Genomic DNA, 24,354 nt, shown 5'->3' on the forward strand with positions numbered 1-24,354 from the left:
TCTAACTGAGGCTTTGGAAAAAAGGTTTATCGAAATCACAAAAAGTTTGTAATACTCACAAACTATTTGTCGAACGGTAATTGAAAGCAGGAAACCCTGTCCAACTCTTCCATAAAAACAGTTATTCTTTCGCTGTCGGGAAAAAGGTTTCAGTTTGACATTATCAATTCTTACCTTCCAACTTCCATGCGAGTTTAAACCCAAGTAAATCACATCCACATCTACCCAATGAAAAAAAACCTACTTACAGCCTTGGCTTTTTTGGCAGTAGTCTTTGCCTATGCCCAAGGTACAATGCTCCTCAGGGAGCCGACCATCAGTCAAGACCACATCGTTTTCGTCCATGCCAATGACCTTTGGAGAGTGGCAAAAACCGGAGGTGAAGCAATCCGCTTGACAAGTAACGAAGGCAGTGAAAGCCTTCCCAAGTTTTCTCCCGATGGCAAGTGGATTGCCTTTACAGGCCAATACGACGGCAATACGGACGTCTATGTCATCCCTACGGAAGGCGGAGAACCGAAACGCCTGACGTGGCATCCGGGCCCCGATTTGGTCAGTGGTTGGACACCTGACGGTAAAAACATCCTTTTTACTTCCAGTCGGGAAAATGTGCCAACCCGGGAATCGAAGTTTTATCAGATCCCGCTTGCAGGGGGTATGGAAGAATCACTTCCAATCCCTAGGGCAGTCAATGGCGAAATCTCTCCCGATGGTAAATCCATCGCCTACCAACAGATCGCCTTTTGGGATCCCGAGTGGAGAAACTACCGGGGCGGCCAAGCCAAGCCGATTTGGATCGTGGACTTGAAGGACTTTTCCCTCAAAATGACTCCCCAGACAGACAATGAACGCCATACCCAGCCGATTTGGAACGGCAATAGGGTGTACTTCTTGTCAGAAAGAGACTATGCCAACAATATTTGGTCCTTTGACCCCAAGTCAAACGATCTCAAGCAGGAGACTTTCCATGCCGATTTTGATGTCAAAAACCTCGATGGCAACGGCACCGAAATCGTCTACGAGCAAGGCGGCTTCCTTCACCTGCTCAATCCCGCTACCGGCAAATCCCAAAAGTTGGAGATCAACGTCCGCGGGGACTTCCATTGGGCAAGAGAGAGATGGCAAACAGTCAACGGCAGAAGCCTGACAAATGCGAGCCTTTCTCCGACCGGGCAGCGCGCCGTATTTGAATTCCGAGGTGAAATCATCACTGTGCCGAAAGAAAAAGGCGATGCCCGCAACATCACCAACACCTCCGGCATTGCCGACAGGTCTCCTGTCTGGTCGCCCGACGGGCAACAAATCGCTTGGTTCTCAGACGAAAGTGGCGAATACCAACTTATGGTTGGCGATCAGGAGGGCCTCAGCAAGCCAAAAGCGATCAAGCTCCCGAACAATTCCTTTTACTTCAGACCCGAATGGGCACCCGACGGCAAGCACCTCGCTTTCACAGATACCGACTACAACCTATGGATTGTCAATGTAGCCACGGGTGCAGCCAAGATTGCCGATACGGACCGCTTCGCCCATCCCAACAGGAGCCTGAACCCCGTTTGGTCACCTGACTCAAAATGGGTAGCCTATGCCCGCCTTTTGGACAACCAATTCAAGGCAATTTTCACCTACCAGATCGAGACTGGTAAGAAAATCCAAATCACGGATAGCATGGCTGACGCCATCACACCTGTGTGGGATGCCAATGGTGAGTACCTGTATTTTCTTGCCAGCACCAACTTTGGCCTGAATACAGGCTGGCTAGACATGAGCTCGTATGACAGGCCCGTGACGCGAAACCTGTATTTGGCTGTCTTGAATAAGGCAGGGAAATCACCGCTGCTCCCCGAAAGCGACGAGGAAAAACCAAAGGAAACAGAAAAGAAAGAGCCTGCGAAAAACGGTGAAACCAAACCGGTGGTGATCGACGAAAATGGCTTGGCCAACCGTATTTTGGCAGTTGACATTCCCGCGCGAAATTATATCGGATTGGTGGAAGGGCCTGAGAATGTGGTATTTTATCTGGAAAGTATTCCCAACGAAAATGGGCTCACCCTACACCGCTACCAATTCAAGGATAAAAAAGCAGAGGCTTTCATGCCCAATGTCGGCTACGCCACTGTCTCCAAGGACCGGAAGTCGCTCTTGTATCAATCCAATGGCAACTGGGGTATTGTCGATACGGGAGGCGCACCCAAGAAACCTGGTGACGGCAGTCTCAAGGCATTGGCCAACTTCAAAGTCAAAGTCACACCCAAGGAAGAATGGGCACAGATCTACCGCGAAGGTTGGAGGTTCCAAAGGGACTTCCTGTATGTGGACAATGTACACGGCGCACCTTGGAACGAAATCTATGGCTGGTACAAGCCTTGGGTTGCCCATGTAAAGCACCGCACCGACCTCAACTACATCATCGACATTTTGGGCGGTGAGGTAGCAGTTGGACACAGCTATACCTCTGGAGGTGATTTCCCGCAGGTCGAATCGGTGAACATTGGACTCTTGGGAGCTGATTATGAAATCAGCCAAGGAAAATACCGCTTCAAAAAGATCTACAACGGCGAATCCTGGAACCCAAACCTCCGTGCGCCGCTTTCAGTACCGGGTATCGATGTGAAGGTGGGTGATTACCTGCTCGAAGTCAACGGACAAGCTGTGGACGGAAACGAAAACCTGTACAAATACTTCGAAGGCACGGGCAGCAAGCAGACCAAAATTAAAGTCAGCTCCAAAGCAAACGGCGAAGATGCACGGGTTTTGACCGTGGTCCCGGTTGAAAACGAGGGTCAGTTGCGGATGATGGACTGGGTGGAAGGTAACCGCAGAAAAGTGGATGAACTGTCAAAGGGCAAACTCGCCTACGTCTACGTCCCCAATACCGGCGGTCCTGGCTACACGTATTTCAACCGCTACTACTTTGCGCAGCAGGACAAAAAAGGAGCGGTGATCGATGAAAGAAACAATGGCGGAGGCTCCGCTGCCGACTATATGGTCGACATAATGGCCCGGGAACTGCATGGCTATTTCAATAGCCGCGCCAACGACCGAAGGCCCTTCACCACCCCGATGGCTGGTATCTGGGGACCCAAAGTCATGTTGATCAACGAGCGCGCAGGATCCGGCGGTGACCTTCTCCCCTACCTTTTCAACAAAATGAAAATCGGTCCGCTGATCGGCACCAAAACTTGGGGCGGATTGGTCGGTACTTGGGATACGCCACCCTTTGTGGATGGTGGACGCATGGTCGCGCCGCGTGGGGGATTCTTTGATATCAATGGCGAATGGGCTGTGGAAGGGGTCGGCATATCGCCCGATATCCCTGTCGAGCAGACGCCCAAAGACGTGATCGCCGGCAAAGATCCCCAATTGGAAAAAGCCGTGCAGGAAGCACTCAAACTCCTCGAAACCCAAGGTGTCGAACTTAAACCAGAACCCAAAGCGCCGATCAGGTATGCGAGGCCGAAGGGGAAATAGGGAGGTACGAGGTTGGAAGGACGAAGTTGGAAGTACGAAGTACCAAGTACGAAGTACGAAGTATGAAGTTAGAAATACGAAGTTGGAAGTTAGAAGTATGAGGGCATAATTGAACAAAACAGATCGTTCAAAGACTTTGAATGATATGGCCTTTTAAAACGTAGCTGGAAAATACCCGGAGGAATGCTTCGGGTATTTTTTTTGATGGAAAATAAATCAGAGCCACAAGTAAGGTCTAGCTATCCCCTAGTTTGGTACTACTTTGCTACTGCTTTGCACCTAGACTGGTATTACTTTGCACCTAGACTGGTGCAGGTTTGGGGTTAGGTAGGTGGTACTTTGCAAAAAGGTCGGAATCTCGCAGGCTGCGATAATAGAACTATGTTTCTTGGCCTAGTCCAAAATATCTTATCCCGGATGTCAACGAGATCTTTCTTTTCTATTCTGCACAAAATCCAACAAAACATCGTTGGAAATCAAATTGACGGTGCCAAGAGAGCAATGTCTTCTTTGGACAAATATTCGCAGTCGGCAGCGGTCATTTAGGCCAAAGGTGTAACATTACATCTACCCATCGTATTCACCTTTTTGATCAAAAACATTTCTCAAATCAATCAGGCATTTCGACCGTATTCCAAATCCCAGCGGGATTGATCTCACAGCTGAATGCAATAAATCTATTTGAACCTGAACTTTTTATCCAAATCCCAAAGGGATTGAATACCAAAGATTATTTGCCCCGGATGCCAATCAGGAGAAAACGTGAAGCGGGAATCCCAGGATGGCCCGCAACTCCCTAATTGGTCAAAATTCCCAAATCCCGAAGGGATTGAATACCCTTGGGTTATTGGCCCCGGATGCCAATCCGGTGGCAAGGAAATGGCAGATCCACAGGATATCCACCAACCACGAAAGTGGTTGAATTCAACCCTTCCAGGGTTGGAAGTACTTTGACGCCCATTTTCCCAAGTGCCTCCGGGTTGCACCCGGGGTAAATACCACTCCGTGGCTTTAATCCCGAAGGGATTGATCTCTCCGCTGAAATCCTAGAATAAACCCAAAAGCCACCCCTTTTGGAGGTGGCTTTGGATTTAAACTTACGCTACCCTAGTGTCTCTTAAAACCGTGATAGAAGATACCCGCGTAAAAAGTATTTGAATCTAGTATGATGTTACGCTATTTGACAGCCAAAGACAGCAAATGGTGCTTTTGGCTTTGATTTCGGTCTAAATGGGAAGAAAACGGCAGCTTATCCTGAGCGTATTTTTCCCTCGCGTTTTGAGGATTTCTTGAAGAAGTTTGAAAATGTAATGCCTCCAGTTTGTCGTTCTGCGCAGGATCTTATTGAATCCATAAATGGAATTAATATAACTGAATTGATCGTATTATACATTTTTTACCTATTTTAGGCTTTCCTTCAAAATTTTATGTGGCATTTGCATCTTCCGGGATTGGATGGATCAAAGTTTTTTTGGTTTCCCCCGATGCTCTTTTTACAATCTTCCGCTGTTTCGCAGTCCGAATTCAAAACCTTGGTCATTTTCGCCCTTTTCCCGGTTTTGATTGCCTTTTCCTTCCTTATCTTTGTCTTTTACCGCTCGCGGCGGGAAGCGGTCTTTAGGGAAAAGGAAACCGAACTCCAACTCCAAAAAACCGAAGTAGCGCTCAAGGCCCTCAAAGCCCAAATCAATCCGCATTTTATTTTCAACTGCCTCAACAGCATCCACCACTACATGTACCAACATCCGGTGCAGGAAGCGGGAAATTACCTCCTGAAGTTTTCCCAGCAGATCCGCTACGTACTCGAAAGCAGCGAAGTCAAGATGGTACCCTTGGCAGATGAAATCGAAGCCAACAAGAACTACCTGGAATTGGAACAGTTGCGCGTGAACCACGCCTTCGGGTTTAAGTTTGTAGTAGACCCTACCCTAGATACTGAATCCATCCACATTCCCCCGATGCTGATACAGCCATTTCTGGAAAATGCCGTGTGGCATGGTGTCGCGGGCGGTGGCGAAATCGAGATCAACATTTCCCAATGGGACGACTGGCACCTGCTCTGCCAAATACAGGATTCCGGTAATGGGGGCCATTTTGAAAATGATTTTGACCTGAAAACCAAAGTGAAAAAAACCTCCCTCGGCATGAGCTTGATGAAAGAGCGCTTTGCCATGCTGAACCAAATGAACGGGAAAAATGCCGGATTCAGCATCGAGGAAAGGACCGACGGCATATCCGGAAAGATTGTGAAACTTAGAATCCCTTTTGAAGATTGATTATGCAGACTTTTACGGCCATCATCGTCGAGGATGAACCACATGCACAGGCCCAACTCAAGCAGTTGCTGGAAAAACATACGGATATCCTGATTGCGGGACAAGCTTACAACTTGGCGGACGCCGGTAATTTGGTGGAGAAGGTAAAGCCCGACTTGGTTTTTTCCGATGTGGATCTTCCGCCGGGAAATGCTTTTGACTGGCTCGCCACATATCCCAAGCTCCCCTTCTCGGTCATTTTCACGACTTCCTATGATACTTATGCCATACAGGCTTTTCGGCTTGCTGCAGTCGATTATCTTTTAAAACCCCTCCTGCAAGGGGATTTGGACAAGGCGCTTGACCGCTTTCGTTCCCAAGAGCAAAGAAACGTAGGATTCAATCAAGTGAGGCAACTGCTGGAAAACCTGAATCAATCCCAGCAAAAGCAGAAGATCGCTCTCCCAACCTTCTCGGGGTATGTATTCGTCCCGATTGACGAGATCATCCGCTGCGAATCCGACAATACCTATACGACCTTTTATACCCTCAACCAAAAGCCCATAATCGTGTCCCGCACACTCAAGGAATGTGAGCAGTTGCTGGCCAGCCAACGGTTTTTCCGGATACACAACAGCCATTTGATCAACTTGGCCTTTGTGCGGGAGTACATCAAGGGAGAGGGTGGACAAGTGAAGATGGAGGACGGCAGCTATGTGGATGTTTCGCGGAGGCGCAAGGATGAGTTCCTTAAATTGATCCGGTAGCCGCGCCGATTTCTAGCCAAACCTAACCAAGTTCTTGGGGAAGTTTTACGTCTGCTAGTTGGCATTCGGAAAGGTGGAGGTGGTGCAGTAGTTTAAGACGATGAAAAAATTGGTGGTGAGTGCTTTTATGGAAAAAGGCAAGGTCCATTTGGTTTTGGATGGGCAGGCTTTGGAAATGGGTTTCCCGAATGAGGTCGAACTCGACGACCGGGCGCATATCTTGCAGTGGTATGTGGAAAGCCCCCTCGGCGGGCAATTCACCATCAGCATCTCCTCACCCAAGTCCGCCGAAATGCAACTGACCAAAAGGCTCGGCAAAGGCGAAAAAGATTGGGGGGGAGTGGAGGTTTGAGGGATTGGGGAGTTGGGATGTTAAAAAGGCAGGATGATTTTCTAAAATAGAAAAAAACTAAGTCTCAGCGCTTCTTTAAATAAACCTAGAAATGCAAAAATCATAAATATGGAAAATTTCACTAATGGTTCATCCGAACAGGAAGCTATGAAATCTGGGCCTGAATTAATCCCATTAGTTCGGCTCGGGGCAGAAATGGTCGGTAAATATTTGGCCATCAGTCAAGACAGAGTTCGCGGAATCAACATCGGGTCGTTTGCAGGGCTTTTTGATGCGGCACACTTTCGAAATGACATATCAGCAAATTATGTAAGGCTTTGGTACTGTTTAAATTACGACGACAATAGGTATCCTGAGTTCTTTTTGGCCTTGGAGACCTTGCATTCTCTCGATCCCGACCTCCCTGAGGATGTTACCAACATGGCCAACGATCTGATATTGCCTGTAGTAGTACCTTATCTTGGCGAAAACGATCAGTATGATACTGTTGTTGAATATCTGAAAGGTGATTTGTTTTCAAAATACATCGATGAAAAAGAAGGGAAAATAGAACAAGGACTGGTTTTGAAATTTGCATCCAACTTTCGAAATCAAATCCGAAAACACGCTTCAAACGAATTGAATCCTAAAGATCCATATGCGAAGTTTGTCGTTTCGATTTTCGCCACTAATTATGAATTTCATGAATTCATGAATCAAATGCCTGAAAAAGTCGCCTACCTTTTAGGCTACAGTAGAGACTATGAACATTACCCAAATTTTTTGAGACCAATTCTCGCCGCCGTTGACAGATCGGGCAAAATTATACCCAACACCATGAGCGAATCTGGGGGTGAAAGCTATTCACTGCTTCAAAAATCCACACCTCCACCACCGAATTCATAAAAAAACGACTTCAAGGCCAATTTCTTAAGAGGAATTGGCCTATTTGTTGTATTTTGGATTCAGGACCATGAATAACGAAGCAGTATACTTTATCAATGTTTTTTCGACCCTCTCCACCGCGACACCGCTTGGCATCGGTTTGCTGGTTGTGAAGAATGAAGCGTCTGCATTGAGGTATTTTCTTGCGTTCTTGGCTGTAGGTTTGACAGTAGACCTGCTGGGTTGGTACAATGCACATTACCCCAACAATGATTTTTATGGTGTCATCCGAAAGCTTTATTGGTTGATAGACCTCACATTTTATGCTTGGTTCCTGCGCTGGGCTACCAAGGTTAAGGTGGTGAAAGTCATCTGCCAATGGGTCTTCCTAGGTTTGCTATTGCTGTGGTTTGCCCATCTTTTTGAATACTCTTTGTTAAATACATTTAGGCTAAGCCTCGGTGTTGCTTACTCCTTTATTGCGGGCTTTGTACTATTGGAGATGATCGAAAACAAACGTGGCGATGGGTTGCCGCTGGTGTTTTGGTTGGTATTCGGTATCTTCTTCTATCATTTTAGCACGTTTTTCGTCATGGGAATGATTACCACTTCTACTGGAAACAAAATCTGGTGGCTGCATAATGCAGTCAACATCACCACCAATATCATCTACGCCCTTGGGTTTTGGGTTTGCAGGGATGAATTTGCGGCTGCGAAAGTCGGGGGTCAAAATTTATCCAATACCTGATTGTGATGACAGTCGATGAATGGATTCGGATCGTTTCGATTTTTTCTATTCTCGTCCCCTTATCCTTTGGGTGGTTGGGATGGCGGAATTTGGACAAAGGGCTTCGGTATTTTTGGGTTTTCCTGCTTTTTGCCTTTTTCGTCGATTTGGCCATTTGGTATTGCTTGAGAACAGGGAATAACGAGGTAGCTTCACTAATCTATAGCCTTTACTCGCTTACAGAAGCCTTGGTGTTCCTCGCTTTTATTCGATACTCCAGCGGAAATTTACTCCTGAAGCGGTTTGTTTCCCTGATGTGGGTACTTACCTTGCTCCATTGGCTTGGATTGACGATTTTCTCCCTTGTCAAACCTGAATCGAATTTCCTCATCAGCGCGGTATTCGATCCGGTGTACCAAGTCATCGCAGCATTTTTGGCTGGATTCTTACTGTTGGAGATCGTCGAAAAGAATGCCCATCCCCTGCAAAAGTCCGCCTTTTGGATCTTGCTGGGTATCTTTTTTTATTGCTTCTGTACCTTTTTTATCCTCGGGCTTGCCAATACCCTGCTTGGACAGCAAATGTGGTGGCTGCACAATATCTTCAATATCACAGCCTATGGCTTGTATGCTGTGGGATTTTCGTTGGTGAAAAATCGGCAAAACGAAACCGGGTGATCTAACCGAAGAAATATTGGCGGCAACCAAATTGGCGCGTAAGGAGCCAGGAAATCCCCAGGCAACTCACCGAAGCTTTCTTCTTTTCCGAAAAGCCTTCCATCTCCAGCCGCGATGTTACCCATTTCCGTTATCTAACTCCTGTCTCAAATCTCATATCTCATTCTACTTTCGCTTTTCCCAAAAAAATCATGCATTTTGGCAATTGAAAGCCATTCCGAAAATCCATGCGCCATTTCCTTTTCCTGCTTGTTTTCCTTCCTTTCCTTGCTCCGGCACAAACCGTCTGCAGCCTAGAAAGCAAAGAGCGATTGGACGGATTTCTACAAAAACTCTCTGAAACCGACAATTCCAAACAGGATGTCAATGATCTCGTAGTCGAGGTCGGAACTTGGTTTTTGAAAACTCCCTACGTGGAGAAAACCCTCGAAATCCCCGGCGATGAGCAGTTGGTTATTGACTTGATGGGATTGGATTGCACCACTTACCTCGAGACAGTAGTGACTTTGGCAAGATTGGGAAAAATGGGAACCTGCACTTTTGAGGACTACAGCGCACAATTGGCCAAACTCCGCTATATCGAGGGTGTACAAGGCGGTTATCCCACACGCCTGCATTACTTCTCCGATTGGATTGCGGATAATGCGGAAAAGGGAATACTCAAGGACATCACTGCTGATATCGGCGGTGTCGTTTACGCGAACCAACCTTCCTTTATGTCTTCCAACCCAAAGTTCTATGCCCAACTTTCCAATCCAGCCTTTGTCAATGAATTGAAAGAGCGGGAAAAAGTCATCGGTGCAAGGACCTACCATTACATTCCCAAAGACAAGATCGCTTCCCTCGAGCAAGGCATCCAAGCCGGAGATTTGATTGCCATTACGGCTTCTATGGCCAATCTCGACATCGTGCACGTGGGATTTGCGGTGAAAAAGAATGGCCGTATCCACTTGATGCACGCAAGTTCGGTTTCCAAGATGGTCGAAGTATCGGAAAAACCGCTTGCCGACTACCTAGCGCCCAACAAATCCCAATCGGGTATCATGGTCGCAAGGCTGAGTGGGAAATAGGAGACTTGCTCCAGCATAGGATAAAAGGCTTGAAAATTGTTCAACCCCGCTGGGGTTAGCCGGGGTTGTTTGTTTCGCCAATACCCCGGGTTAAAACCCGGGGCTATTCAAGGTTAAACCCCTAGCGGGGTTTTCCCGCTACCCTGTTTCTCCAGAAGCAGTATAAATGGCGGTGACGTACTGCTTTCCTAAAAGCGGCACAAGGGAGTCTCGTTTCTTGATTCTTGCTTCTTGTCTCTTTTGTCTAGTGTCTTGTGTCTAAAATCTCATACTTATAGCATGAAACCCCTCTTCTTCCTATTCCTCATCTCTATTCTCCTTCTCTCCTGCACCCAACAACAGCAAAAAACCGTCCCCGAAGCACCCATCAAACTGACTTTGGCAGAAGCCAACCGGCTTGCCGCTATGCCCATGCATTGCTTGCAGGTGGAATATCCCAACAAGCTCAACCAAACGATTGGAAATGAGTCCGAGCTCAAGGGACCCAAAGCGCTGCATCCCGCCTTTTATGGTTGTTTTGACTGGCATTCAAGCGTGCATGGACATTGGATGTTGGTGAGTTTGCTGCGGCAGTTTCCTGATTTGGAAAACAGGGAGGCAATCAAGACCAAACTCCTTGAAAACCTCAGTGCGGAGGACATTGCCGTGGAAGTGGCTTATTTCGAAGGGCCTTTTGACAAGACTTTCGAAAGAACCTATGGCTGGGCATGGGTATTGAAACTGGCCGAGGAACTCCACCTTTGGGATGATCCGGTAGCGAGGCAGATGGAAGCCAACCTGCAGCCATTGACTGATCTCATGGTGGAGAAATACCTTGAATTTCTCCCCAAACTCATCTATCCTATCCGCGTCGGCGAGCATACCAATATCGCATTCGGGCTTTCCCTCGCTTATGATTATGCCAAAACCCTCGAGAACACTCCCCTGAAGTCCCTCATTGAGTCCCGTGCCAAGGATTGGTTTATGGGCGACAAGGACTGTCCGCTGACCTGGGAACCGAGTGGATTCGATTTCCTTTCGCCGTGCTTCCAGGAACTCGACATCATGCGCAAGGTCCTGCCGCAAGCCGAATTCCTCCCTTGGCTGAACAGCTTTTTGCCAGACCTCTCCAAGGCGGAATTTTCACTCGAACCAGGAAAGGTCAGCGACCGCACCGACGGCAAATTGGTACACCTCGACGGTCTGAATTTCAGTAGGGCTTGGGTACTTTATGGTTTGATAAAGGAATATCCCGAACAATACGGTCACCTGATGACCATCGCTAATGCCCATATCAAATATTCCCTCCCGAGCATCGTCGATGACAACTATGAGGGCACCCATTGGCTGGGGAGTTTTGCCATCTACGCCCTGCAGCAAGCACCATGACCTGGAAAAAGTACATCGGACCTGGACCGGTTATCGCGGCAGCATTCATCGGACCGGGCACAGTTACCGTCTGCACGATGGCCGGGGTGAATTTCGGTTTTGAACTGCTTTGGGCCATGCTGCTGTCGATCTTGGTGACGATCGTCTTTCAGGAAATGTCCGCCCGCATCGGACTCTTTACACAAAAAGGCCTCGCCACTGTTCTTTCGGAAAAGCTTCAAAAAGGCATTCTGCGCTACTTTTCCATTGCGCTGATCCTCGCAGCCATCGTCCTCGGCAATGCAGCCTACGAAGCCGGGAATATCAGCGGGGCCGCACTCGGCCTTGAGGCTGTGGTCGAAACCAAGATTGTACCACTTGGACATCTCAAGGTTAACCTCATCAACCTGCTGATCGGTGTGCTCGCTATGGTCCTGCTGCTCACGGGCAGTTTCAAAACCATCGGCAACGTCCTCACGGGACTTGTCATTGGGATGAGCCTTGCATTTATCGTTACCGCAGTGCTTTCCAAGCCTGACTGGATGGAACTGTTGCAGGGTTTTATTCCGAATGCCAATGGCGAAAATATCTTCACCGTTGTCGCCCTGATAGGCACCACAGTCGTGCCGTACAACCTTTTTCTCCATGCGGACCTGGTAGCCAAAAAATGGCAGCGACCTGAAGACATCTGCTACATTCGGTTTGATACAATCCTTGCTGTTACTCTCGGGGGCATCGTGTCCATGGCGATCATGGTTGTGGGGAAACAAGGTGGTGCGCTAGAGGTCAGCCAATTCTCCGACCTTGCCAAGGGAATCGAAGTACTCATGGGCACAGGGGCAAAATACCTGATGGCGTTTGGGCTCTTTGCTGCCGGATTGACATCTGCGATGACTGCACCCCTTGCCGCAGCGATCGTGATTGCCAACCTATTCAGCTGGTCTTCTGACCTCAAGTCCAAAAATATGCGCATCAGCATGGCAGGCATCTTGCTGCTCGGCTTGGTGTTTTCCTCCTTCGGGATCAAGCCACTGCTGCTGATTTCCACTGCCCAAGTCGCCAATGGAGCTCTTCTCCCCCTTGTCTCCGGCTATATCCTATGGCTTGTGAATCGCAAAAGCCTGATGGGAAATGCCACCAACTCCCCTTGGATGAATATCCTCGCAGTTGGATTGTGGTTGGTTACGTTGGTTCTGGGAGGAATGGGAGTGTGGAAGGTTTTGGGGTAGGCGTTTGGTTAAGGGTTATTGAGTTATTGGGTTAATTCGTCGCTAAGCACAGACGCCATTCTCTTGCATCAGCTTCAATTGGTCATCCCGAGGGATCTAAAAGACGTTATTTGTTATTGAGTTATTGGTTCCTGAGCGAAGTCGAAGGATTGAGTTATTGCTACGCAATCCAGCAGCATTCGTATTAAGTGAGGGCTTTCCCTTCGTCATCCGGAGTTTTAAATATTCAGAGTTTACAGAAGGGTAATAACACGAAGGTTCACGCCTGGGATGCCCCGATTTCGAAGTGGGCCCGGTTAGAAAATTATTTCTGTCAAGGGTTGGCACGAGGGATGTAATTCATCGAATTGAATCCCAATTCTGATTGTTATCTTACACCAATAAAACCAAACTCCTATGTGGACGACAACATCACTTTGGTTTGAAATCGCGGTAGTCAGCATCATCTATGCCTTGGGAAATATCCTGCTGGGACATTTTGAGGAGCGGACACCAAAAGTGCGCCGGGTCGGCAAATACCTCCTGACATTGGTCATGGTCTGCGGTATCTCCGTCATGTTCGGCAGATCAGTGGCGATGATTTTTCTCTCCGCCTTCATCCTGCCTTTGGTTTATATCCACGGCTATTTCCTCCCCAAGAAAAAAGGCATTAACGGCTGGACTGGTGAACCCAAAGCCAAGTACTACGAATACCGAAAATGGGACAAGGATATTTTTTCCAAATAGGGCAAATTGCCAAACGGCACTCCCATGGTTAAAACCATGGGCTATGGGACCGGATCGCGCAGACAACCATCATTCAGAAAATGGATGAATCCATTATTGCAAAAAAAATCGCATTTCGATTTCTCTGTTCCCCACGGTTGAAACCGTGGGCTAGAATAATGATGATGAAAACACGGGCCTATTCTAAAGATTTAATTATTTTTGAACACAAACAATAGTCAATATGATTGGTATATCCGTTCCAAAAAATGCGGATGCTTCCCATCCATAGCCCACGGATTTATCCGTGGGAAATAAGGAACCGATGACACGACACACAACCGTTTTAACGGTTTAAAAAAATCTACATTTCTATGCCACATTCATTCAACAAAATATGGATTCACGCCATTTGGGCTACCAAAGACCGGATGCCACTGATACATTCGAACGTCGAAAATCAAATCCATCGGTTCATTTCCGAACAATTGAATGAACAAGGTTGTCATGTAAGGGTCATCAACGGAATGCCGGACCATATCCATTGTCTGTTTCTACTGAATCCACAGAAATCTATGGCAGAGGTGGTCAAACAAATCAAAGGCAGCAGCTCCCATTTTATAAATCAAAACAACCTAATTGGCGATAAATTCTCCTGGCAAACGGGATATGCTGCCTTTTCTGTTTCGGAATCTATCGTCGAAAAGGTGTTTCAATACATTCAAAACCAAAAACAGCATCACACAAAAAAGACATTCCAGCAGGAATATGATGAATTTTTGAAATTGTACGGATTCAGCGCCGAATAGCAATGAGACAGTTGGTTTCCCCCACCCACAACCTCGTTAAAATCTGTGGAAAGAACAAAAAACGCGGCCGCACTGCGGAGTATATTTCAAATCCATCCGGTCTTTTCATTGCCCACGTATTCATTCGTGGGAAATATCGGATCGACGACACGAGCAAAAACCGTTTCAACGGTTTCGAATAATTTGGGCTGTGTAAGAGCAAAAAAAATGGATAAATCCATTGCTAACGACTTAATCGAATCTGTTTTTTCGTTTCCCATGGTTAAAACCATGGGCTATGGGATCGGATCGCGCAGGCACCCATCATTTGGACGATTTTTAATATTCGCGTTGCCCCCCTTTGGGGCTTTTCCAACTCGCATTTACCACGCAAATAATCCCCAAATATTATTCCGAAAAAACTGGAACTTCAATCTTTTCACCTCACTGTTTCTACTTGTTTACGAAAGGTTTCGTGTTGAAATAGAAGCCATGTTGTTTTAAACCGAAATTTTGCGGCTTTTTTTGAAGTCCCTGGAATGGATTTAAACTTGTCCATTCTCCATGGTCTGGTTTTTTACAGGCATTAAACATTTTCCGCGTAAAAACGCCGGCAGGGTTGCAATTTAAAACCTATTTTTTGTACAAATGAGATGATAGTGACCAGTCCAACCGGGTCGAGACATTAACAAATTGCTAAATTTGATTAATGGGTATATTTCCAAGCATTCAGTCTCCAATTTCCCTGAAAATTATTCCACATGAAGTCGATACGAATATTATTGTTCTTTTCCATTGTGCTTTTGATTGGTCTTTCAGCCAAAACGAGAGCGCAAAATTCAGATCAAAAACCGATCACAAAAATCGCTTTCGGCTCCTGCAACAAGCAAGATGTACCCCAACCCCTGTGGAATCCAATCATCAACGACCGTCCTGATTTGTGGATTTGGATGGGAGACAATATTTATGGGGACTCTCCTATCATGGACACGCTTCGTGCCAAATACGCGCGGCAGAATGCCCACCCCGATTATGCGCGCCTCCGTGCAGAGATCCCGATTGTCGGTATTTGGGATGATCATGACTACGGCAGAAATGATGCGGGGAAGCACTACGCCCAAAAGAAAGAATCCCGGGACCTTATGTTTGATTTCCTCGGTGTCCCAGCCGAGGCCCCGGAGAGAAACCGTGAAGGTGGCTACTCGGCGCATATTTTTGGTGAGGAGGGAGAACAGGTAAAGGTGATTCTTTTGGACGCCCGCTATTTTCGGGATACGCTTGAACGTGTAAATCGCGGTTATCAGCCGAATCCCCAGGGTGGCATTTTGGGAGATGCGCAATGGAAATGGCTGGAAAAGGAGTTACGTGAAAGTCCGGCTAGGATCAACCTGATCGTGTCGGGAATCCAGTTTTTACCAACAGAGCACGCCTATGAGAAATGGGCCAATTTCCCCAATGAGCGTGAGCGCCTGCTCGATGTAATCGCTTCCTCCAGCGTCCAAAATCCAATTTTACTCAGCGGTGACAGGCACATCGCCGAAATCATGCAACTGAGGGATGCGCGTTTTCCAAAAGGAATCTATGAAATCACCTCCAGCGGGCTTACCCATACCTGGAGCGGCGCGGCAGAAGAAGCCAATCGGTTCAGGGTCGGCGAACTAATCGCCAAGCTCAATTATGGATTGGCCACGATCGACTGGAAGAATCAAGAAATAACTTTTGAAATCAAGGGAGAAGGCGGCGCAGTGTATGCCACGCAAAAGATCCCACTACAATAAAATTCCCAAAAAATACGGTGATAGAAACATTTCCATACATGCCGCGAACTTTTCAAAGGAGCACACCGGAATCACATTTTGAGAAGAAAATGTCCTTCCCGACAAATTTTGAAAAATTGAAGTATTTGCTGTCGTCCCTCGTAATCTTTTTCACTGCGGCTGTTGTCCCAGGCTTTTCACAAGAAAAAATCCCCGTAATCATTTCCACGGATATTGGTGGCGACGACCCGGATGACCACCAATCGCTCGTTCATTTTCTAATGTACGCAGATCGGTTTGAAACTTTGGGCATCATCTCCTCCCCTCCTGGAAAAGGCCGCTTGGACGATATCGAGGAAGTCTTGGATGCCTATGAAGGGGATTTCCCTAAGATGAAAGTCAGTGGATTGGATTATCCCGAACCTGGTCTGCTTCGCATGGTATCCAAACAAGGAGCAACGGAAATCCAGACCACTCTTTCACCCGAAAGGCTAAGCCCCGGCGCTGAGTTCATGTTAAAGCAAATCATCGATTTTGGCAAACCAGTCTATGTCTTGGTATGGGGATCGATGACGGATTTGGCCCAAGCCATCCATTTTCATCCCGAAATCAAACCGTTGATTCGTGTATATTCGATCGGTTCTTGGAACACGCAACAGGACCAAAAATCGCGGGATTACCTCTGGAACAATCATCCGGACTTTTGGTGGATAGAAAACAATACCACCTTTCGAGGCATGTACATGGGAGGGGTTCAGGAGGAGCCTTGGGGCAATAGCTCCTTCGTGGAAAGCTTCGTGAAGGATTTCGGCCATCTCGGGAAACTGTTTTTTGAGAAAAAACCCGATATCAAAATGGGCGATACGCCGAGTGTGCTGTTCCTGCTTCAGGGTAATCCGGAAAATCCTGAAGGGGAAAGTTGGGGAGGGTCATTTATGCGATCGAATGATAGACCAAACTATTGGACAGATAAACCTGATCCCGAATTGATTGAAAACAATCGTCCGGGCGCAAAAACCGTCAATAAGCATCGACTAGAATATTTGAAGGATTGGAAAGAGCGGATGGAAATGTTAAAATGATGCATTACCAAGGGGAAATTGTATCACGCAACATCCTTTGATTTCATCCTGAGGGTATTTTTTCTATCTTCCTTACATGAACCGAAGACCTTTTTTACAGAAACTCGCATTGGCGGGCACTTCATTAGTGACTATGCCCTTTGTGCTTTATGGGAAAATGAATTTCCCAAAGGCCACCCGTCTCAAATTCATTACTGCCTCAGATGGCCATTGGGGGCAACCGAATACAGACTTTGAAGGCTTTCACAAAAACCTTTTCGATGCCATACACCGGGAAAAGGACTTGAACTTTGTCGTCTTTAATGGAGACCTGATCCATGACAAGCCGGAGCTGTTGCCGGAAGTGAAGGATTTCTATCGGCAACTCCAGGTCCCCCACCACGTTTGCCGGGGCAATCACGACCGGGTAAGTGAACAGGACTTCCAAAAGGTCATGGGACAAACGACCAATTTCTCTTTTGAGGCAAAGGGATCGGGGATACTCCTACTCGACTGCTCCAACGAGAAAGGAGAATACCTCTGCGCAGATCTTGACTACGCAAAAAAGATTCTGGACGAGTATTCAGCCCTCGAACATGTCTTTGTATTTGTCCATATCTCCCAAAATGATTGGACTCGGCACGGCGTAGACTGCAAACCCTTTCTGGACCTGGTTACTTCCTATCCGAATGTGCGGGCGACATTCCACGGACATGACCACGACGTGGACGGGCAAATGATCTACCGCAAAAAACCCTTCCTATGGTCTGGGCATTTCGGGGGCAACTGGGGCAATCCCTTTCCCTCCTACCGCGTCTGTGAAGTGGGTGAAGACGGCAAAGTCATCAGCTATCTCAAAACTGTCAAGGATGGGACTATCCTCAATGGACACACGCTCAAGAACTGACTTTTCTTCACTTTTGAATTGATTCTGGCGATTGTCCATGGGGTAGAATTCGATTCTCTTACCTTTATGACACCATGAAACCAACCCTCACCGCATTATTGCTTTTGCTGAGCCTTGCGCTCCATGCCCAAGAAGACAGAAATAGCGCCCTTTTCCGCGCCATGCAGGTGCAGGACAGTACGTTTTTTGAGCGCAGCTTCAACCGCTGTGATATCGACTACTTGGAGGAACACATTGCCGCGGACCTGAAGTTTTTCCACGACCAAGGTGGATTCCAGGACAGGGACACTTTCTTCCAAAACGTGAAAAACAACCTCTGCGCCGGCGGACCCCAAAAGCCCATCAGAAAAGTCGATACCAACAGCCTGGAGGTTTTTCCCCTGTACCAAAACGGCCAATTGTACGGGACTATCCAGCACGGGATCCATCATTTTTACTTGCGGGAAGCGGGCAAGGAAGACCTCTGGACCAGCACGGCGAAGTTTACCCACGTGTGGATCCTAGTTGGGGAAACATGGAAACTAAGCGAGGTCCTGAGTTACGACCATCAGTCCGGCAATCAGCCGTAGGGTGTTTGAAGCGGATTTTGGTGTGGTTATTAGTTATTTGCTATAAGTTATTGGTTATTATGTTATTGGGACAAGAGCGCAGTCGAAGCATGGTTCCCGAGCGAAGTCGATGGATGGTTGAAGGAGTTCATTGTCGATAGACCATAGTCCATAGCACCGGAAATTGTAACTCAATTTCCTTAGTGGGTTCCGGAATACTTGGTACGTTGTACGTTGTACTTGGTACTTTTTAACTTCTCCCCCTAAAATCCCCTCAGTCCCTTGTTGAAAAGTGGATAATTTGATAGTTTTAATAGAAGATCGAAAGGTAGGGAAACCGGACATGGGTATTGACATTCAGTTAATAAGCCAGATAAATCTAGAAATATATAAGTTGTGGAAAATCTTAAGAGCTTGGCAAAATCACTTCCAATCATCATAGTTATAACCATGGCTTGCCATATTAGCTATGGGCAAACAGAAAGTAAAACCGAAAAAATAGTTAAAGAAATTATTGCTGTCACCGACCTATATAACCAAACTTGGGAAACGATAGATATGCTCAAGGTAGCCGAATTTCATTCAGATAGCAGCTTTAGATATTACCGTAATATGGAATTATCGGTTGGAAGCAATGAGGAATTTAAAAAAGTGTATGCCCAAATAATGAAAGGAACTAAAAGTTTTAAAATAAATGTAGAAAATCCGGTAGTTCAGGTGCTTGGTCAAGATGCAGCATTGATAGGTTTTACCGCATTTGCTGAACTGGTTACTCTTGATAACAAAGTTCTGGACATTGGCACCGGTGCCTATACCTACGTATGGAAAAGGATAGATGGTCATTGGAAAATTGTTCATATCCATGAATCAGCGAAGTAAAATATGCTGAAATCCGGTTGATGTCATCTGTTACGCTTTCGCAAGTACACCATCTACTTTGTGCGTTTCGCAAACTCCCACCCCTAAAATCCCCTCAGACCCTTTGTAAAAAGTGGATATTTTGATAGTTTTAGTAGGAGATCGAAAAGTGCGGAGAGCAGATATAGCTTTCCATATTTGATTTACACAAGCTTTCTAAATATTGGACAGACTCGATTACTTCCGGCTTTTCCATGATATTCCGACCCGGGATTATGAACTGCTGCGCGCCAGATTGGGAAGGAAATCCTTTGAAAAGGGGGAAAACATCATTGTCCCGGGACAGGTACAGCGGGAGCTTTATTTTGTCAATGAAGGTGTGCAGGTGTCCTACTTTGACCTGAAGGAAAAGCCCCAGGTCATCGCATTCACCTATCCGCCAAACCTATGCGCCATTCCTGAGTCCTTTCAGTTTCAGGCTCCTTCGAAGTACTTCCTGAGTTGCCTGACCCACAGCGAAATGGAATCGATCAGCTTTGATGCCCTGCAGGACCTTTTTGACAAATCCCAGCACATCGAGCGGCTTTTCCGGAAAATGACCGAAGCGGTATTGGCGGGGGTACTGAACAGGCACGTCGAGCTGCATTCCCTGACCATAGAGGAGCGCTTCAGGGCCTTTTGCCGACGCAGCCCGCAGCTTTTACAATTGGTGCCGCACAAGTTGATCGCATCCTATCTGGGTATCGACCCCACCAACTTCAGCAAGCTGTACAACCGCATCAAGATATGATCTTGGTTTAGACCAAGAATCGGGTCCCGGGAGGGCGCGAGATTTGTCGCACAAACAAATTCGAAAGCGATGAAAACTCCTTGGTTGGATACCTCAGAATACCCCTTTTCCCCAAACTACTTCCAGATCGACGGGCATAGGCTGCACTACATCGACGAAGGAAAGGGACAAACTTTGCTCTTTGTCCATGGCACACCATCTTGGAGCTTTGATTTCAGAAACGTGATCAAGGACCTCCGCGGGAATTTCCGCTGCCTTGCGATCGACCATATGGGTTTTGGACTTTCGGACAAGCCGGAGCGGTACGATTATTCGACCCAAAACCACAGCAAGACCTTGGAGCGTTTTGTCAGCGGCCTGCAGCTTGACAACATCACGCTGGTGCTGCATGACTTTGGAGGTCCGATCGGAATAGACTTTGCGATGCGCCATCCGGAAAAAGTCAAGCGCCTCGTCATTCTCAATTCTTGGCTTTGGAGCAGCGAAAATGATCCAGAATTCATCAAGCTAAACCGGATTTTGAAAAGCCCGCTTCTCCCCTTTCTATACCGGTACCTGAATTTTTCCCCGCGGTTTATCCTTCCGGGTTCATTTGGGGAAAAAAAGCTCCCCAAACACCTGCTGAAACAATACACAAAACCCTTCAGCAGTCCCGGCGAGCGCAATGGCGCCTTGGCATTTGCCAGGTCCTTGTTGCACGATCAAGGCTGGTTTGAAGGACTTTGGGAAAAGCGGCATTTGATCTCCGACAAACCCACGCTTTTCATTTGGGGGATGAAGGATCCTGCCGTCAAACCGCATAACCTGGAGAAGTTTGTTTCCGGATTTCCAAATTCCTCTGTCGTGAAACTTGCATCTTGTGGGCACTTTCCGCAAGAGGAAGAACCGCTGGCGGTAGTGCGGGCGATTAGGGGTTTTCATTAATTTTGGCCGGTCACCCTGCATGGTTTGTATTTGCATAGACCATTAATTTTCTACCCGTCACAAAGCCTTTCCTTAAAAAGACAAGATGGTTTCACCGTCAGGTATCGTGTACATATCTGGGAAAGCATAGCCAAATTGCCACGCCCCCTAAAAAATCTCTCCCCTTTTTTGTAAGTTGCCTTCTCATCATTATTTACTCCAATCAAATGAAAAAACTTTTAGTGGCCACTGGGGGCGGAGATTGTCCCGGCCTGAATGCAGTCATCAGAGGTATTGTCAAAAGAGCCAAAAAATCGAAAGAATGGGAAGTTTATGGTAGCATGGAAGCCTTCAACGGCATCTTTACGGATCCACTCAGGATCGTCAAATTGACTGGAAAAAAGACGGCCGGAATCCATATCAAAGGGGGAACCATCCTCAAGACCACCAACAAAGCCGACCCTTTGCACTATCCGGTTAAAGACGAGAACGGAAACATCCAACTGGTCGACAAGACCAAGATGTTTGTCGATCGCATCAAGGACTTGGGCTTCGATGCCGTAATCAATATCGGCGGAGACGGTTCCCAGAAGATTTCCAAGGCATTCTTCGACCATGGCTTGCCAGTCGTCGGCGTTCCCAAAACGATTGACAACGACCTCTCGGCGACGGATATGACATTTGGATTCCAAACGGCCGTGCAAATCGCAACCGATAGTTTTGACAAATTGGTCACGACTGCCGAAAGCCACCACCGTGTCATGATTATGGAGGTAATGGGCCGGGATGCTGGTTGGATCGCGATCCATACGGCCATAGCAGGAGGCGCGGAGATTTGTTTGATTCCTGAGATTCCCTACGATATCGAAAAGCTCGTGCAAAAGATCGAATCCCGCTACGAGAAAGGGCGTGGGTTTGTCTGTATTGTCATTGCAGAAGGCGCCAAGCCAAAGGCGGGCAGCATTGTGGCGCGTCAGGGCGAGGAAGGTTCGCGGCATGTGCGACTCGGGGGTGTGGCATTCCAGCTTTCCCAGCAATTGAAAGATGCAGGCGTGCGGGCAGAGATTCGGGAAACAGTCCTCGGTCATACCCAACGTGGTGGTACTCCGACCGCTTTTGATCGGGTATTGGCATCCTTGTTTGGGGTCAAGGCATTTGAAATGGTTATGGAAGGAGATTTTGGCAAAATGGTGGCCTTCAAAAACAACAGCTTCATTTCCGTGCCCCTGGAAGAAGCTACCCGCAACTACAACCACGTCGGCGTCGACAGCTTCATAGTCCGAGGCGCCAAAGGATTGGGAATCACATTTGGAGACTAACGCCATGAAACAGACCTTGATCTTCATGTTTGAAAGGGACTTGAAAAAGCTCAAGACCGAACTGAATGCCTATTCCAATGAAGCCGTCATTTGGCAAGTAGCGGGAAATATATCGAATTCGACGGGTACCTTGGTGCTGCATTTGGTCGGTAATCTGAACCATTTTATCGGCACGGTAATGGGGCATTCGGGATATGTGCGTGACCGGGATGCCGAATTTTCGACGAGGGGAGTTTCCAAAAAAGACATGCTCGATCAGATCGACAGCACTATCCAGGTCATTACGGAAACGATCCTGATGTTTCCGGAGGATAAGTTCAATGCAACCTATCCCCATGCCGTTTTTGGCGAGCCGATGACTTATGAGTTCTTTATGTTCCATTTGGTAAGCCACCTCAATTATCATTTGGGACAGGTAAATTATCACCGTAGGCTATTGGATGTGTAGATGATCAAAGTCAAAACATGGAATCCGCTCAAATGGGGAATGCTGATGCTCTGGATTTCCTTGGCAATTAACTTCCCCACTATGGCGCAAGACCGTCCCAATGTCGTTCTCATATTTGTCGATGACATGGGTTATGGGGACTTGGGTGCTTATGGAGCAAAGGATATGGCAACCCCAAACCTTGACCAAATGGCCGAAAACGGCGTCAAATTCACCAATTTCTACGTTTCCCAAGCAGTTTGCTCCGCTTCCCGCGCGTCCTTACTGACGGGGACATATGCCAATCGGCTGGGAATCCACGGGGCATTGGACCATACTGCCAAGCATGGATTGAATCCCGAGGAGACCACGATCGCAGAAATGTTGAAAGAGCAAGGATACCAGACCGCCATGTTTGGAAAATGGCATTTGGGACACCTCCCTCCTTTCCTTCCGACAAAACAGGGATTTGATGAATTCTATGGAATCCCCTACTCAAACGACATGTGGCCGCAGCACCCACAGACTAAAAACTACTATCCCCCGCTTCCGCTTTTTTTCAATGATAAAGTCGTGGACACGCTGCACAATGACCAAAGCAGATTGACAACCGAGTTGACTGAACGGGCCGTCAATTTTATCCAGCGGAAGAAAGACCAGCCATTTTTCCTGTATCTCGCCCATCCCATGCCGCACGTGCCGCTGTTTGTTTCGGAAAAATTCCACGGAAAATCGAAACGCGGACTTTATGGAGATGTCCTGATGGAGATCGACTGGTCGGTGGGACAGATCCTGAAAACCCTTCGGGACAATGGCTTGGAAGAAAAAACACTCGTTATCTTCCTCTCCGATAACGGGCCTTGGCTTTCCTATTCGGGGCATGCGGGTTTCGCATATCCGCTGCGTGAAGGAAAAGGCACTTCTTGGGATGGTGGCGTCAAAGTGCCGGCCTTGATGTATTGGAAAGGGAAAATCCCCGCAGGAACTTTTCAGACCAACCCGACGATGACGATCGATATGCTACCGACGATTGCGAAGCTCACGAAAGCGGATTTGCCGAAGCTGCCGATTGATGGAAAGGACATCAGTGCGATGATGCTGGATGCCAAAGCAAAAAGTCCCCAAGAAGCCTATTTCATCTATTACAACCGCAATGAACTGCAGGCAATGGTCATGGGAGATTGGAAGCTTTATTTTCCCCACTCCTACAGAAGTCTCGTACCGGGACAAACATCGAGAAGCGATGGCTTACCGATCGATTACCACATGATCAAGATGGAAGAAATGGAACTTTACCATGTGCCTAGTGATCCTTCCGAAACAACAAACGTAATCGCTCAGCAATCGCAAATCGTCGAAAAGATGCTGCGCTTGGCCGAATCCGCGCGTATCGATATGGGTGACGCATTGCAGAACCGGGATGGAAAGAACAACCGAAATCCAGGACGGGTTGAATGAAACCCGAAATAACAAAGGCGCAAAACATCACGTTCGACTTCTTGTTGAAACACTCCTCAGCATTTTGATTCCGCGCA

General features: G+C 47.4%; 22 protein-coding genes. All 22 read left to right on the top strand.

Features of this window, described 5'->3' with window-relative positions; genetic code table 11:
• Positions 1–228: 228 nt before the first annotated feature.
• The 22 genes from L0U89_RS13535 to L0U89_RS13640 all read left to right on the top strand — a co-directional run bounded on the left by L0U89_RS13535 (position 229) and on the right by L0U89_RS13640 (position 24,277).
• Positions 229–3,468, top strand: a complete 3,240-nt coding sequence (locus tag L0U89_RS13535) for a S41 family peptidase (protein ID WP_234862008.1) — start codon at positions 229–231, stop codon at positions 3,466–3,468.
• 1,427 nt (positions 3,469–4,895) lie between these two features.
• Positions 4,896–5,744: a sensor histidine kinase gene (locus L0U89_RS13540; protein ID WP_234862009.1), complete on the top strand. Its 849-nt coding sequence runs from the start codon at positions 4,896–4,898 to the stop codon at positions 5,742–5,744.
• Between the two features lie 2 nt (positions 5,745–5,746).
• The gene (locus tag L0U89_RS13545; RefSeq protein WP_234862010.1) at positions 5,747–6,490 is read left to right on the top strand and encodes a LytR/AlgR family response regulator transcription factor; all 744 of its coding nucleotides are present in this window, start codon (positions 5,747–5,749) and stop codon (positions 6,488–6,490) included.
• A 100-nt stretch (positions 6,491–6,590) separates the two neighbouring features.
• The gene (locus tag L0U89_RS13550; protein WP_234862011.1) at positions 6,591–6,842 is read left to right on the top strand and encodes a hypothetical protein; all 252 of its coding nucleotides are present in this window, start codon (positions 6,591–6,593) and stop codon (positions 6,840–6,842) included.
• Positions 6,843–6,950: 108 nt separating this feature from the next.
• The gene (locus L0U89_RS13555) at positions 6,951–7,727 is read left to right on the top strand and encodes a hypothetical protein (protein WP_234862012.1); all 777 of its coding nucleotides are present in this window, start codon (positions 6,951–6,953) and stop codon (positions 7,725–7,727) included.
• A 67-nt stretch (positions 7,728–7,794) separates the two neighbouring features.
• Positions 7,795–8,454, top strand: a complete 660-nt coding sequence (locus tag L0U89_RS13560) for a hypothetical protein (protein WP_234862013.1) — start codon at positions 7,795–7,797, stop codon at positions 8,452–8,454.
• Between the two features lie 2 nt (positions 8,455–8,456).
• Positions 8,457–9,110, top strand: a complete 654-nt coding sequence (locus L0U89_RS13565) for a hypothetical protein (protein ID WP_234862014.1) — start codon at positions 8,457–8,459, stop codon at positions 9,108–9,110.
• 227 nt (positions 9,111–9,337) lie between these two features.
• Positions 9,338–10,180, top strand: a complete 843-nt coding sequence (locus L0U89_RS13570) for an N-acetylmuramoyl-L-alanine amidase-like domain-containing protein (RefSeq protein WP_234862015.1) — start codon at positions 9,338–9,340, stop codon at positions 10,178–10,180.
• A gap of 279 nt (positions 10,181–10,459) precedes the next feature.
• Entirely contained in the window at positions 10,460–11,548 is a 1,089-nt protein-coding gene (locus tag L0U89_RS13575) for a DUF2891 domain-containing protein (protein ID WP_234862016.1), read from the top strand.
• Positions 11,545–12,756, top strand: coding sequence for an Nramp family divalent metal transporter (locus L0U89_RS13580; RefSeq protein WP_234862017.1), 1,212 nt, complete (start codon positions 11,545–11,547; stop codon positions 12,754–12,756). Before L0U89_RS13575 ends, L0U89_RS13580 begins: the two co-directional genes overlap by 4 nt.
• A 396-nt stretch (positions 12,757–13,152) precedes the next feature.
• Positions 13,153–13,482 (top strand): hypothetical protein, encoded by a 330-nt coding sequence (locus L0U89_RS13585; protein WP_234862018.1) that lies wholly within the window; start codon positions 13,153–13,155, stop codon positions 13,480–13,482.
• A 353-nt stretch (positions 13,483–13,835) separates the two neighbouring features.
• Positions 13,836–14,270 carry an IS200/IS605 family transposase gene (gene tnpA, locus L0U89_RS13590; RefSeq protein WP_234862019.1) on the top strand — a complete coding sequence of 145 codons (435 nt, stop codon included), beginning with the start codon at positions 13,836–13,838 and terminating at the stop codon, positions 14,268–14,270.
• A 740-nt stretch (positions 14,271–15,010) separates the two neighbouring features.
• The gene (locus tag L0U89_RS13595; protein WP_234862020.1) at positions 15,011–16,027 is read left to right on the top strand and encodes an alkaline phosphatase D family protein; all 1,017 of its coding nucleotides are present in this window, start codon (positions 15,011–15,013) and stop codon (positions 16,025–16,027) included.
• Between the two features lie 116 nt (positions 16,028–16,143).
• The gene (locus tag L0U89_RS13600) at positions 16,144–17,088 is read left to right on the top strand and encodes a DUF1593 domain-containing protein (RefSeq protein WP_234862021.1); all 945 of its coding nucleotides are present in this window, start codon (positions 16,144–16,146) and stop codon (positions 17,086–17,088) included.
• 76 nt (positions 17,089–17,164) lie between these two features.
• Positions 17,165–17,974 carry a metallophosphoesterase family protein gene (locus L0U89_RS13605; RefSeq protein WP_234862022.1) on the top strand — a complete coding sequence of 270 codons (810 nt, stop codon included), beginning with the start codon at positions 17,165–17,167 and terminating at the stop codon, positions 17,972–17,974.
• A gap of 74 nt (positions 17,975–18,048) precedes the next feature.
• Complete coding sequence (locus tag L0U89_RS13610; protein ID WP_234862023.1) at positions 18,049–18,543, top strand: nuclear transport factor 2 family protein; 495 nt, start codon at positions 18,049–18,051, stop codon at positions 18,541–18,543.
• 393 nt (positions 18,544–18,936) lie between these two features.
• Positions 18,937–19,401 (top strand): nuclear transport factor 2 family protein, encoded by a 465-nt coding sequence (locus tag L0U89_RS13615; RefSeq protein ID WP_234862024.1) that lies wholly within the window; start codon positions 18,937–18,939, stop codon positions 19,399–19,401.
• Positions 19,402–19,603: 202 nt separating this feature from the next.
• Positions 19,604–20,170, top strand: a complete 567-nt coding sequence (locus L0U89_RS13620; protein WP_234862025.1) for a Crp/Fnr family transcriptional regulator — start codon at positions 19,604–19,606, stop codon at positions 20,168–20,170.
• A gap of 69 nt (positions 20,171–20,239) precedes the next feature.
• Positions 20,240–21,094 (top strand): alpha/beta fold hydrolase, encoded by an 855-nt coding sequence (locus tag L0U89_RS13625; protein WP_234862026.1) that lies wholly within the window; start codon positions 20,240–20,242, stop codon positions 21,092–21,094.
• Between the two features lie 206 nt (positions 21,095–21,300).
• Positions 21,301–22,392: a 6-phosphofructokinase gene (locus L0U89_RS13630; RefSeq protein ID WP_234862027.1), complete on the top strand. Its 1,092-nt coding sequence runs from the start codon at positions 21,301–21,303 to the stop codon at positions 22,390–22,392.
• 4 nt (positions 22,393–22,396) lie between these two features.
• On the top strand, positions 22,397–22,840 hold the full coding sequence (locus L0U89_RS13635; protein WP_234862028.1) for a DinB family protein: 444 nt from the start codon (positions 22,397–22,399) through the stop codon (positions 22,838–22,840).
• Positions 22,841–24,277: a sulfatase family protein gene (locus L0U89_RS13640; protein WP_234862029.1), complete on the top strand. Its 1,437-nt coding sequence runs from the start codon at positions 22,841–22,843 to the stop codon at positions 24,275–24,277.
• The last annotated feature ends 77 nt before the right edge of the window (positions 24,278–24,354 follow it).

The sequence above is a fragment of the Mariniradius sediminis genome (assembly GCF_021491425.1).
Taxonomy (GTDB): Bacteria; Bacteroidota; Bacteroidia; order Cytophagales; family Cyclobacteriaceae; genus Mariniradius; species Mariniradius saccharolyticus.

Coding starts and splice junctions, on each gene's coding strand:
- L0U89_RS13625 (WP_234862026.1), top strand. CDS start 20,240: ATGAAAACTCCTTGGTTGGATACCTCAGAATACCCCTTTTCCCCAAAC.
- L0U89_RS13580 (WP_234862017.1), top strand. CDS start 11,545: ATGACCTGGAAAAAGTACATCGGACCTGGACCGGTTATCGCGGCAGCA.
- L0U89_RS13555 (WP_234862012.1), top strand. CDS start 6,951: ATGGAAAATTTCACTAATGGTTCATCCGAACAGGAAGCTATGAAATCT.
- L0U89_RS13545 (WP_234862010.1), top strand. CDS start 5,747: ATGCAGACTTTTACGGCCATCATCGTCGAGGATGAACCACATGCACAG.
- L0U89_RS13570 (WP_234862015.1), top strand. CDS start 9,338: ATGCGCCATTTCCTTTTCCTGCTTGTTTTCCTTCCTTTCCTTGCTCCG.
- L0U89_RS13610 (WP_234862023.1), top strand. CDS start 18,049: ATGAAACCAACCCTCACCGCATTATTGCTTTTGCTGAGCCTTGCGCTC.
- L0U89_RS13640 (WP_234862029.1), top strand. CDS start 22,841: ATGATCAAAGTCAAAACATGGAATCCGCTCAAATGGGGAATGCTGATG.
- tnpA (WP_234862019.1), top strand. CDS start 13,836: ATGCCACATTCATTCAACAAAATATGGATTCACGCCATTTGGGCTACC.
- L0U89_RS13535 (WP_234862008.1), top strand. CDS start 229: ATGAAAAAAAACCTACTTACAGCCTTGGCTTTTTTGGCAGTAGTCTTT.
- L0U89_RS13575 (WP_234862016.1), top strand. CDS start 10,460: ATGAAACCCCTCTTCTTCCTATTCCTCATCTCTATTCTCCTTCTCTCC.
- L0U89_RS13550 (WP_234862011.1), top strand. CDS start 6,591: ATGAAAAAATTGGTGGTGAGTGCTTTTATGGAAAAAGGCAAGGTCCAT.
- L0U89_RS13635 (WP_234862028.1), top strand. CDS start 22,397: ATGAAACAGACCTTGATCTTCATGTTTGAAAGGGACTTGAAAAAGCTC.
- L0U89_RS13585 (WP_234862018.1), top strand. CDS start 13,153: ATGTGGACGACAACATCACTTTGGTTTGAAATCGCGGTAGTCAGCATC.
- L0U89_RS13595 (WP_234862020.1), top strand. CDS start 15,011: ATGAAGTCGATACGAATATTATTGTTCTTTTCCATTGTGCTTTTGATT.
- L0U89_RS13630 (WP_234862027.1), top strand. CDS start 21,301: ATGAAAAAACTTTTAGTGGCCACTGGGGGCGGAGATTGTCCCGGCCTG.
- L0U89_RS13540 (WP_234862009.1), top strand. CDS start 4,896: ATGTGGCATTTGCATCTTCCGGGATTGGATGGATCAAAGTTTTTTTGG.
- L0U89_RS13605 (WP_234862022.1), top strand. CDS start 17,165: ATGAACCGAAGACCTTTTTTACAGAAACTCGCATTGGCGGGCACTTCA.
- L0U89_RS13560 (WP_234862013.1), top strand. CDS start 7,795: ATGAATAACGAAGCAGTATACTTTATCAATGTTTTTTCGACCCTCTCC.